The 10406-nt window shown below is 58.5% G+C and carries 9 protein-coding genes; 1 reads left to right on the top strand and 8 read right to left on the bottom strand.

Going from position 1 to position 10406, the window contains the following annotated elements:
• Positions 1-208: 208 nt before the first annotated feature.
• Positions 209-1669, top strand: coding sequence for a membrane-bound lytic murein transglycosylase MltF (mltF, locus tag J2Y56_RS05200; RefSeq protein ID WP_310349043.1), 1461 nt, complete (start codon positions 209-211; stop codon positions 1667-1669).
• A gap of 132 nt (positions 1670-1801) precedes the next feature.
• On the opposite strand, the gene pdxJ is transcribed toward mltF, so the two are convergent.
• The 8 genes from pdxJ to lptF form a co-directional block, all read right to left on the bottom strand.
• Positions 1802-2545 (bottom strand): pyridoxine 5'-phosphate synthase, encoded by a 744-nt coding sequence (gene pdxJ, locus J2Y56_RS05195; protein WP_007944849.1) that lies wholly within the window; start codon positions 2543-2545, stop codon positions 1802-1804.
• 47 nt (positions 2546-2592) lie between these two features.
• Positions 2593-3282, bottom strand: a complete 690-nt coding sequence (gene recO, locus J2Y56_RS05190; RefSeq protein ID WP_310349040.1) for a DNA repair protein RecO — start codon at positions 3280-3282, stop codon at positions 2593-2595.
• A gap of 171 nt (positions 3283-3453) precedes the next feature.
• The gene (gene era / locus J2Y56_RS05185) at positions 3454-4356 is read right to left on the bottom strand and encodes a GTPase Era (protein ID WP_007944847.1); all 903 of its coding nucleotides are present in this window, start codon (positions 4354-4356) and stop codon (positions 3454-3456) included.
• The gene (gene rnc, locus J2Y56_RS05180; protein WP_027924885.1) at positions 4349-5038 is read right to left on the bottom strand and encodes a ribonuclease III; all 690 of its coding nucleotides are present in this window, start codon (positions 5036-5038) and stop codon (positions 4349-4351) included. The genes era and rnc overlap by 8 nt, the downstream gene beginning before the upstream one ends.
• 184 nt (positions 5039-5222) lie before the next feature.
• Positions 5223-6077, bottom strand: a complete 855-nt coding sequence (gene lepB, locus J2Y56_RS05175; protein ID WP_007944845.1) for a signal peptidase I — start codon at positions 6075-6077, stop codon at positions 5223-5225.
• 5 nt (positions 6078-6082) lie between these two features.
• Positions 6083-7882: a translation elongation factor 4 gene (gene lepA, locus J2Y56_RS05170; RefSeq protein WP_007944844.1), complete on the bottom strand. Its 1800-nt coding sequence runs from the start codon at positions 7880-7882 to the stop codon at positions 6083-6085.
• Between the two features lie 170 nt (positions 7883-8052).
• Positions 8053-9114 carry an LPS export ABC transporter permease LptG gene (gene lptG, locus J2Y56_RS05165; protein WP_310349037.1) on the bottom strand — a complete coding sequence of 354 codons (1062 nt, stop codon included), beginning with the start codon at positions 9112-9114 and terminating at the stop codon, positions 8053-8055.
• Positions 9107-10225 carry an LPS export ABC transporter permease LptF gene (lptF, locus tag J2Y56_RS05160; protein ID WP_310349035.1) on the bottom strand — a complete coding sequence of 373 codons (1119 nt, stop codon included), beginning with the start codon at positions 10223-10225 and terminating at the stop codon, positions 9107-9109. Before lptF ends, lptG begins: the two co-directional genes overlap by 8 nt.
• Between the last annotated feature and the right edge of the window lie 181 nt (positions 10226-10406).

The following is a 10406-nucleotide window of genomic DNA, read 5'->3' as shown; positions in this document are numbered from 1 at the left end:
TCACCCGAAACGGTACGGGCGGCTGCACCTGGGTGTCGGACCGCAGATACGGGCCTCGAAAAGACACTCAAAAAGGGTTATTTTTTCCACTCGGAAAATGCTGTCCGGGCCCATTCCTGCGGGCTCCGGAGGCCTTTTCAATTGCCTAGCAGACAACCCCTTTGCTGTCGAGATATGGCGCTCGTGGTCCTTTGCGTATACTGCGCAGATGTTTTCCCCAACGGCTTTGCGTCCGCGGTACGCCAAATGGCTGATCGCAACCGGACTCTTCCTGCTGCTCAATGGCTGTGTTGATAAACCCAACACGCTGGAGCGCGTAAAGGAGGATGGCGTGCTGCGCGTGGTTACCCGCAACAGCCCCGCCACCTACTTCCAGGATCGCAACGGTGAAACCGGCTTCGAATACGAGCTGGTGAAGCGCTTCGCCGACGATCTGGGGGTGGAACTCAAGATCGAGACCGCCGACAACCTCGACGACCTGTACAGCCAGGTCGGCAAGCCTAACGGCCCGGTGCTGGCTGCGGCCGGTCTGGTCGGCAGCGAAGAACGTAAAAAACAGGTCAGGTTTTCCCACTCCTACCTGGATGTCACCCCACAGATTATCTACCGCAACGGCCAATCGCGGCCGACCGACGCCGGTGATCTGGTCGGCAAGAAGATCATGGTGCTCAAAGGAAGCACCCACGCCGAACAATTGGCTGCGCTGAAAAAGAAATACCCCGGCATTGAGTATGAAGAATCCGACGCGGTTGAAGTCGTCGACCTGCTGCGCATGGTCGATGAAGGCCAGATCGATCTGACCCTGGTCGACTCCAACGAAGTCGCTATGAACCAGGTGTACTTCACCAACATTCGGGTCGCCTTCGATCTCGGCGATGCCAGCAACCAGAGTTGGGCCGTGGCCGCTGGCGAAGACAACAGCCTGCTCAACGAAATCAACGACTACCTCGACAAGGTGCAGAAAAACGGCACCCTGCAACGCCTCAAAGACCGCTACTACGGGCATGTCGACGTTCTTGGCTACATGGGCGCCACCACCTTCGCCCAGCACTTGCAGCAGCGCCTGCCCAAGTACGAACAGCACTTCAAGGCATACGCCAAGAAAGAAAAAGTCGACTGGCGTCTGCTGGCCGCCATCGGTTATCAGGAGTCGTTGTGGCAACCGGCGGTCACGTCCAAGACCGGCGTGCGCGGCCTGATGATGCTGACCCAGAACACCGCGCAAGCAATGGGCGTGTCCAACCGCCTCGACCCCAAGCAAAGCATCATGGGTGGGGCCAAGTACCTGGCCTATATCAAGGATCAACTGGACGCGTCGATTCAGGAGCCGGATCGCACCTGGTTTGCCCTGGCGGCCTACAACGTCGGCACCGGCCACCTGGATGACGCGCGCAAACTGGCGAAGAAGGAAGGGTTGAACCCGGACAAGTGGCTGGATGTGAAGAAAATGCTGCCGCGCCTGTCAGAGAAGAAGTGGTACAGCAAGACGCGTTATGGCTACGCCCGGGGCGGCGAGCCGGTGCATTTCGTGGCGAACATCCGTCGTTACTACGACATCCTTACGTGGGTCACGCAGCCACAGCTTGAAGGTGATCAGGTGGCCGAAGGTAACCTGCATGTGCCGGGGATCGACAAATCGAAGCCTGCTCAAGAGCCTGCACCGCTCTGACCCCAACGACACAAATCAAATAATGTGGGAGCGAGCCTGCTCGCGATAGCTTTCTTGCAGTCAACATCTTCGTTGAATGTTAAGACGCCATCGCGAGCAGGCTCGCTCCCACAGTTGTTTTGCGTTTGGCTTTTAGGCTTTTGCGGCGGCCAGGATCAGCGCTTTCATCTCCGACACCGCCGACTTGAAGCCGACAAACAACGCATGCGCCACCAGCGCATGGCCGATGTTCAGTTCGTTGATGCCTTTGATCGCCGCCACCGCTTCAACGTTGTGGTAGTGCAAACCGTGCCCGGCATTGACGATCAGCCCTTGAGCCAAACCAAACGCGACGCCATCGGCCACACGCTTGAGCTCCTCAGCCACGTCGGTCGGCGTCTCGGCATCGGCGTAACGACCGGTATGCAGTTCGATGGCCGGCGCACCAACACGGCGGGACGCTTCAATCTGCCGCTCATCCGCGTCGATGAACAGCGACACTTCGCAGCCAAGCTTCGACAAGCGATCCACGGCGGCCTTGATCCGCGCCTCCTGCCCTGCCACGTCCAGGCCACCTTCAGTAGTCAGTTCCTGACGGGTTTCCGGGACCAGGCAAATGTGCGCCGGGCGGATGCGTTCGGCGAACACCATCATTTCTTCGGTGACGCCCATTTCGAAGTTCATGCGGGTTTGCAGCACGTCCTTGAGTAGCAAAACGTCGCGCTCCTGGATGTGCCGACGGTCTTCGCGCAAATGCACGGTGATGCCGTCAGCGCCCGCCTCTTCCGCGTCCAGTGCAGCCTTGACCGGGTCCGGGTAGCGAGTTCCCCGGGCCTGACGCAGGGTGGCAACGTGGTCGATGTTCACGCCAAGAAGAATGCGATTGCTGGTGGTCACGGAAGCGCTCCTGAATTGAAAGATTCGGCGCACAGCATACGGGGAGACTACGGCTTGCGAAACAGCTCGCGGCTGACTAAAGGACGGCCGCCCAGATGCACGGCCAATGCCTGACGCATCAGACGCTTGGCGGCGGACAGCGCCCCGGGCGCAGTCCAGTCGGCATCCGCCATGGCCAACAGTTCGGTGCCATTGAACAGCCCGGGTTGCAGCAGGTAGACCTGCTCCAGGCCAGCATCCACCTGTAAGCGGTAGAGACCGTCCGGGGCGATGGGCTCGCCGTGGATGTCCGAGGTCAGCGCAAAGCCGTAACCGAGGTCGTCGAGCAGGCGCCATTCGAAAGAGCGCAGCAACGGCTCCAGCGGACGGCCTTCGGCCAGGGCGAGCAACGTGTCGGCGTAGTGATCGAATACCGCGGGATGAGGGTCTTCGGCGGGCAGCAGGCGAATCAACAGCTCATTCAGGTAGAGGCCGCTGAACAGCGCCTCACCACTGAGCCAGGTTGAAACACCGGCGGCTTCCATCCGCCCGACGTTCTTTAACTCACCGCGCCCCCGAAACTCGACTTCCAGCGGCACGAACGGCCGCGCCAACGTCCCGGCCTTGCCCCGCGCACTGCGCAACACCGCCCGCAGCCGACCTTGCGGCGTGAGGAAATCCACCAATGCGCTGTTTTCGCGGTAAGCGCGGGAGTGGAGGACGTAGGCGGGTTGGGCGATGGGAGGGGTTGAGGACATGGAAGTCGCACTTCTCAATGAGCAAACACAGTTTTACTGACCACCACAAACCACTGTGGGAGCGAGCCTGCTCGCGATGGGGGCATCACATTCAGCATCAATGTTGAATGTCAGACCGCTATCGCGAGCAGGCTCGCTCCCACACGGGAATTATGCATCCAGGATCAGGCGTTACAGGTCGCCATAACCCAGCGAACGCAACGCGCGCTCGTCATCGGACCAGCCGCCTTTCACTTTGACCCAGAGGTTGAGCATGATCTTGGAGTCGAACAGCAGCTCCATGTCCTTGCGCGCCTCGGTGCCGATGCGCTTGATGCGCTCACCCTTGTCGCCAATGATGATTTTCTTCTGGCCGTCACGCTCAACGAGGATCAAGGCATGGATGTGCAGGGTTTTGCCCTGCTGCTTGAACTCTTCGATTTCCACGGTGATCTGGTACGGCAGCTCGGCGCCCATCTGGCGCATGATTTTCTCGCGCACCAGTTCAGCGGCGAGGAAGCGGCTGCTGCGGTCGGTGATCTGGTCTTCCGGGAAAAAGTGATCGTTTTCCGGCAGGTAACCGGCAATCACACGCTCCAGTGCTTCGAGGTTGTGCCCGTGCTGGGCCGAGATCGGCATGATCTGCGCGTTCGGCAGCTGTTCCTGCAACCAGGTCAGGTGCGGCATCAGTTCAGCTTTGTCTTCGATACGGTCAGTCTTGTTCAGCGCCACGATCAACGGACCGGTCACGTACTGGACGCGCTCGAGGACCATCTGGTCTTCGTCGGTCCACTTGGTGCGGTCAACGACGAAGATCACTACGTCGACGTCTTTCAACGCCGCCGATGCGGTCTTGTTCATGTAGCGGTTCAGCGCTTTTTCGCCACCCTTGTGCATGCCTGGGGTGTCGACGTAGATCGCCTGCACGGCGCCTTCGGTCTTGATACCCAGCATGTTGTGGCGGGTGGTTTGCGGTTTACGCGAGGTGATCGCCAGTTTCTGACCCAGGATGTGGTTCAGCAGCGTGGACTTGCCCACGTTGGGACGGCCGACGATGGCAACATAGCCACAGCGAGTTGCAGTTGAATCAGTCATTGCCATTCTCCACACCCAGGGCAATCAGTGCTGCGGCGGCCGCTACCTGTTCGGCAATACGACGACTCACACCCTGACCTCGGCTTTTTTCATTCAGTAAGGTGATTTCACATTCGACGAAGAACGTCCGGCAATGTGGCTCACCCTGGATATCCACCACTTCGTAACGTGGCAGCTCACAACCACGAGACTGCAGGAATTCCTGCAGGCGGGTTTTTGGATCTTTGTTGGTGTCGACCAATGTCAGGCCTTCGAACTCACCGGCCAGCCAGGCCAGCACGCGCTCGCGCGCCATGTCCATGCCGGCGTCGAGATAGATCGCACCAATCAGCGCTTCCAGGGCATCAGCCAAAATCGACTCGCGACGAAAACCGCCGCTTTTCAATTCACCGGAGCCCAGGCGCAGGTAATCGCCCAGATCGAAACCACGGGCCAGTACGGCCAGGGTCTCGCCTTTCACCAGGCGCGCACGCAAACGTGACAACTGGCCTTCACGCGCCAGCGGGAAGCGATCGAACAGCGCCTCGCCAGCGACGAAGTTAAGGATGGCATCACCGAGGAATTCCAGGCGTTCATTGTTACGCCCGGCAAAGCTGCGGTGAGTCAGGGCCAGGACCATCAGTTCCTGATCCTTGAAGGTGTAGCCGAGCTGACGCTCGAGACGACTTAAGGAGACGCTCACGGTTTACCCACGCTGAGTTCGTGGTTGGATTCCACCGCCATCGCCGAGAGTCGGCGCAGGCCTGGGACAATTAACGCTGTGTTCAAAAATAACGTCCTGAATATCATTGGCTTCATGCTGACGGCGCCGATTGTGTCGACTCCAGAAAAGCATTCGGCGCTGTGTTCAACAGCGCCGTGTGTGATTACTTGATCAGGCCAACCCGCGAAAAATTCGGCAGGTGACTGAGTTTAGGTTCCGGCCAGCTCATCCAGACTGCGAAGGCCTTGCCGACGATATTCTTGTCGGGAACCATGCCCAGCAGATCCTTGGGAATGCTTGGATCATCCCAAAAGCGACTGTCGTTTGAGTTGTCGCGGTTGTCGCCCATCATGAAGTAGTGCCCGGCTGGCACGGTCCACGAATGATCCGGCGCAGCACGATAGCGGCTCATTTCCTTGCGGATCAGGTGCTCGGCAGCGCCGAGTTTTTCCTTGTAGAGCTCAGCACTCCCCAGCGTGCCCGGTTCGGAGCCGACCATTTGTTCGGCAATCGACTCGCCGTTGACGAACAGACGCTTGTCAGCGGTATAACGAATCTTGTCACCCGGCAGGCCAACGACTCGCTTGATGTAGTTGACGTTCGGATCGCTCGGGTAGCGGAACACCATCACATCGCCGCGTTGTGGATCACCCACTTCGATGACTTTCTTGTCGATCACCGGCAGGCGGATCCCGTAAGAAAACTTGTTCACCAAAATGAAGTCGCCAACATCCAGGGTCGGTTTCATCGAACCGGAAGGAATCTGGAACGGTTCCACCAGGAACGAACGCAGGACCAGCACGATGAACAACACCGGAAAGAACGACTTGCCGTATTCGACCAGCAGCGGCTCTTTGTTCAGTTTCTCGACCACCACCACATCAGGCTGGCTGACGCTGCCCTGATAGGAGGCAATGGCAGCACGCCGACGCGGTGCCAGGAAAACCAGATCGAGCAACGCCAACAGACCGCAGACGAACACGGCGATGACCAGCAACAGCGGGAAATTTAGTGACATAGGACCTAACTATCCAACCTGAGCACTGCAAGGAAGGCTTCTTGTGGAATTTCCACGTTACCGACTTGCTTCATGCGTTTTTTACCGGCCTTTTGCTTTTCCAGCAGCTTTTTCTTACGGCTGACGTCGCCGCCGTAGCATTTGGCCAATACGTTCTTTCTGAGGGCCTTGACGGTTGTCCGCGCCACAATCTGCCCGCCAATGGCGGCCTGGATTGCCACGTCGAACATCTGTCGAGGAATCAGCTCCTTCATCTTCTCGGTCAACTGGCGACCTTTATAGTGCGAGTTGTCACGGTGCACGATCAGCGCCAGGGCGTCGACTTTGTCACCGTTGATCAGCACGTCCAGTTTCACCAGGCTAGCCGATTGATAACGATCGAAATGGTAGTCCAGCGAAGCATAGCCGCGACTGGTGGACTTCAGACGGTCAAAGAAGTCCAGCACCACTTCGTTCATCGGCAGGTCGTAGGTCACTTGTACCTGAGAGCCAAGGAACAGCATGTCGACCTGTACACCACGTTTTTCGATGCACAGGGTGATGACGTTGCCCAGGTGTTCTTGCGGCACAAGAATATTGGCCCGCACGATCGGCTCACGCATGTCTTCGATCGAGGACAGGTCCGGAAGCTTCGACGGGTTATCGACGTAGATCGTCTCGCCGGTCTTGAGCAGCAGCTCGAAGATTACCGTCGGCGCCGTGGTGATCAGGTCCAGGTTGTACTCGCGCTCCAGGCGCTCCTGGATGATTTCCATGTGCAGCATGCCGAGGAACCCGCAACGGAAACCGAAGCCCAGGGCGTCGGAACTTTCCGGGGTGTACTGCAGGGACGAATCGTTCAGCGTGAGCTTTTGCAGGGCTTCACGGAAATCTTCGAAGTCGTCGGAGCTGACCGGAAACAGACCGGCGTAGACCTGCGGCTGAATGCGTTTGAAACCCGGCAGCACGTCGACGTCTGGCGTCGTGCTCAACGTCAGGGTGTCGCCCACTGGCGCACCATGGATGTCCTTGATGCTGGCAATGATGAAGCCCACTTCACCGGCCTTCAGGTCAGCGGTTGGGGTGTGTTTCGGATTGAATACACCGACGCTGTCCACCAGGTGGATCTTGCCGGTGGATTTGACCAGGATCTTGTCGCCTTTCTTCACACGACCGTGACGCACGCGTACCAGGGAAACAACGCCAAGGTAGTTGTCAAACCAGGAGTCGATGATCAACGCTTGCAGCGGATCTTCGTAGTTGCCGGTGGGCGCAGGAATGGTGGCGACCAGGCGCTCGAGCACTTCGTCGACGCCCAGGCCGGTCTTGGCAGAGCACTCGACCGCGTCGGTGGCATCGATGCCGATGATTTTTTCGATTTCTTCTTTAACACGGTCCGGATCGGCCTGTGGCAGGTCGATCTTGTTCAGGACCGGCATGACTTCCAGACCCTGCTCGATCGCCGTGTAGCAGTTGGCAACCGACTGCGCTTCAACGCCCTGACCGGCATCGACCACCAGCAACGCACCTTCACAGGCCGCCAGCGACCGGCTGACTTCGTAGGTGAAGTCAACGTGGCCCGGGGTGTCAATGAAGTTCAGCTGGTACTTGATGCCATCCCGAGCGGTGTAATAAAGGGTGACGCTGTGGGCCTTGATGGTGATCCCGCGTTCACGCTCCAGGTCCATGGAGTCCAGCACCTGGGCTTCCATTTCGCGCTCGGCAAGGCCGCCGCACATCTGGATGAATCGATCAGCCAGCGTCGACTTGCCATGGTCAATGTGGGCGATGATGGAGAAATTGCGGATATGACTCAAATCACTCACGGATCAACACTCAAAAAGGCTGCAGGCATAGCCCGCCGAAAAATAGCCGGGAATTGTACCTGATCCACGGCGCAAGCGTCACGTTTGCAGGTCAGACGGCAGGTACAAAAACGCCCCGGTCTTGCGACAGGGGCGTTTTAAGCGTCCGCCAAGGGCTGTAGAACCCTTGATCAGCCGGCCCGGCGCAACAACCAGAAACCGGCCAGAGCACAGACACCGGCCGGAATGAGCACCGCAAACAGCGGCGAGAAACCGAACACCAGGCTCGAAGGCCCCAGCAAATCCTGGACGATACGGAAGGTAAAACCCACCAGAACGCCTGTGAACACACGCTGACCGAGGGTCACGGAGCGCAAAGGACCAAAAATGAAGGAAATCGCCATCAGTACCAGCGCGGCAGTCACCAGCGGCTGCAACACCTTGACCCAAAACGCCAGCCAGTAGCGGCCATTGCTCAGGCCCTGGTCAGCCAGATAGTGGATGTAATTCCACAGACCACTGATCGAGAGCGACTCAGGCGCCATTACCACGGTGTCCAGCAACTGCGGGCTCAGAGCAATATCCCAGCGTTCGACGGGGACAGCGACCACTTCGGTGCTCTTGTCATGGAACACCGTGGTCGTGACGTCGCTGAGTTGCCAGTGATCCTTGTCGAACTCGGCACGCTTGGCAAAGCTTGACGACAGCATGTGTCGCTCTTTATCGAAGCGATAGCGGGTCACACCGTAAAGAAGGCCATTGGGTTGCACCGAGTTGACGTGAATGAACTCGTCACCCTGGCGGTGCCACAGGCCGTGTTTGGCGCTTTGCGCATCGCCGCCGCCCTGAGCCAGCGAGCGATTGGCCTGAGCAGTGACCTCGGTGGCTGGCGCGACGTATTCGCCGATCAGCACACCCACCAACATCAGGACCAGCATTGGCTTCATGACCGCCCAGACGATTCGACCGATCGACACGCCAGCGGCGCGCATGATGGTCAGCTCACTGTTGCTGGCCAGACTGCCTAGGCCAATCAGGCATCCGATGAGTGCCGCCATGGGCAACATGTCGTAAAGACGGCGCGGAGCCGTCAGCAAGACGTAACTGGACGCGTCCAACAGGGTATAGGACTCGCCGACGTCGCTCATCTCATCGATGAAGGAAAAAAGCGTCGCCAGGCCGAGAATAATCCCCAATACCGCCAGGATCGCCATAAATACGCTGCTACCGATGTAGCGATCGAGCTTAACCACGAGCCACCTCCAGTGCACTGCGGCGACTCGCCATCTTCAAGCGCAACGGCTCCCAGTAAAGCAACCCGAGACCGATAACCAGGAACATCCCATGAACCCACCATAACCCCAGGGCAGGCGGAATCTTGCCCTTATCGAGGGCGCCGCGAGCGGCGATCAGGATGGTCAGGTAAGCCATATAAAGAAGAATCGCCGGCAGCAGCTTGAGGAAACGCCCCTGGCGCGGGTTGACGCGTGACAGCGGCACCGCCATCAGGGTCACGATGAACACCAGCAACGGCAGGGACAAACGCCATTGCAGCTCGCCGTGCGAACGAGGGTCTTCGTTGTCTATCAACGAACGGGTGCTCATTGCATCACGATCAGTCACTTCTTCACTGACCTCCGGCTTTGGCAGCAATACCCCGTACTCGTCGTATTTGATCGCCCGATAGTCGGCCTGCCCTGGATTACCGTCATAGCGATAGCCGTTGTCGAGAATCAGGTAGCGGTTGCCGTCCGGACGAATTTCCTGACGGCCCTTCTCGGCCACCAGTACGGAAATCCCGCGATCCTTCTGGTCGGAGTTGGTGTTTTTCTGCGAAATGAACACACCCGCCAGATTGACGCGGTCATCGGTCAGTTGCTCGGTATAGGTCACCCGAGTCCCGTCACGCAACGCCTGGAAGCGCCCAGGCTCCAGGGTATCGAATTCGGTGAGTGCATCCTGTTTGTTCAGCAGCAACTGAAACTGATTGGCACCTTGTGGTGCCAGGCTCAGGCTCAGCCAAGCCACTACCAGCGCGACGAGCGTGGCCGGAAACAGGGTAATGACAAACAAACGCTGCTGACTCATACCGGTGGCCGACAGCACGGTCATTTCGCTTTCGAGGTACAGGCGACCATAGGCCAGCAGGATCCCGAGAAACAGGCCCAGTGGCAGGATCAGTTGCAGGAAACCCGGCAGACGGAAGCCCATGATCAGAAACAGCGAGCCCGGATCCAGCAGGCCTGCGGCCGCTTGGGCAAGGTATTTGATGAAGCGACCGCTCATGATGATGACCAGCAGCACGGCGCTGACTGCGCTCAAGGTCAACAGGACTTCGCGGGACAGATATCGGAAGACGATCAAACCAGAGACTCCAGGGTTGTCAGGCTAAGGCGGCCAAACAAGCAAACGTATCAGACAGCCCACAGGGCAGAGCTGCCGAAAAAGATCGCGCATTATCCTGTGATTGGGTGCGCCTGTCACTGCGCATGCTCAAGCTGGCGGTCAATGCGCGGAAGATCGTACAACCGAGGGTTGTCAGGCG

Origin of the sequence: Pseudomonas sp. BE134 (genome assembly GCF_031456105.1) — a bacterium.
Classification (GTDB): Bacteria; Pseudomonadota; Gammaproteobacteria; order Pseudomonadales; family Pseudomonadaceae; genus Aquipseudomonas.
The sequence above is the reverse complement of the archived record's forward strand: the minus strand, read 5'-3'. Positions and strand labels throughout refer to the sequence as shown.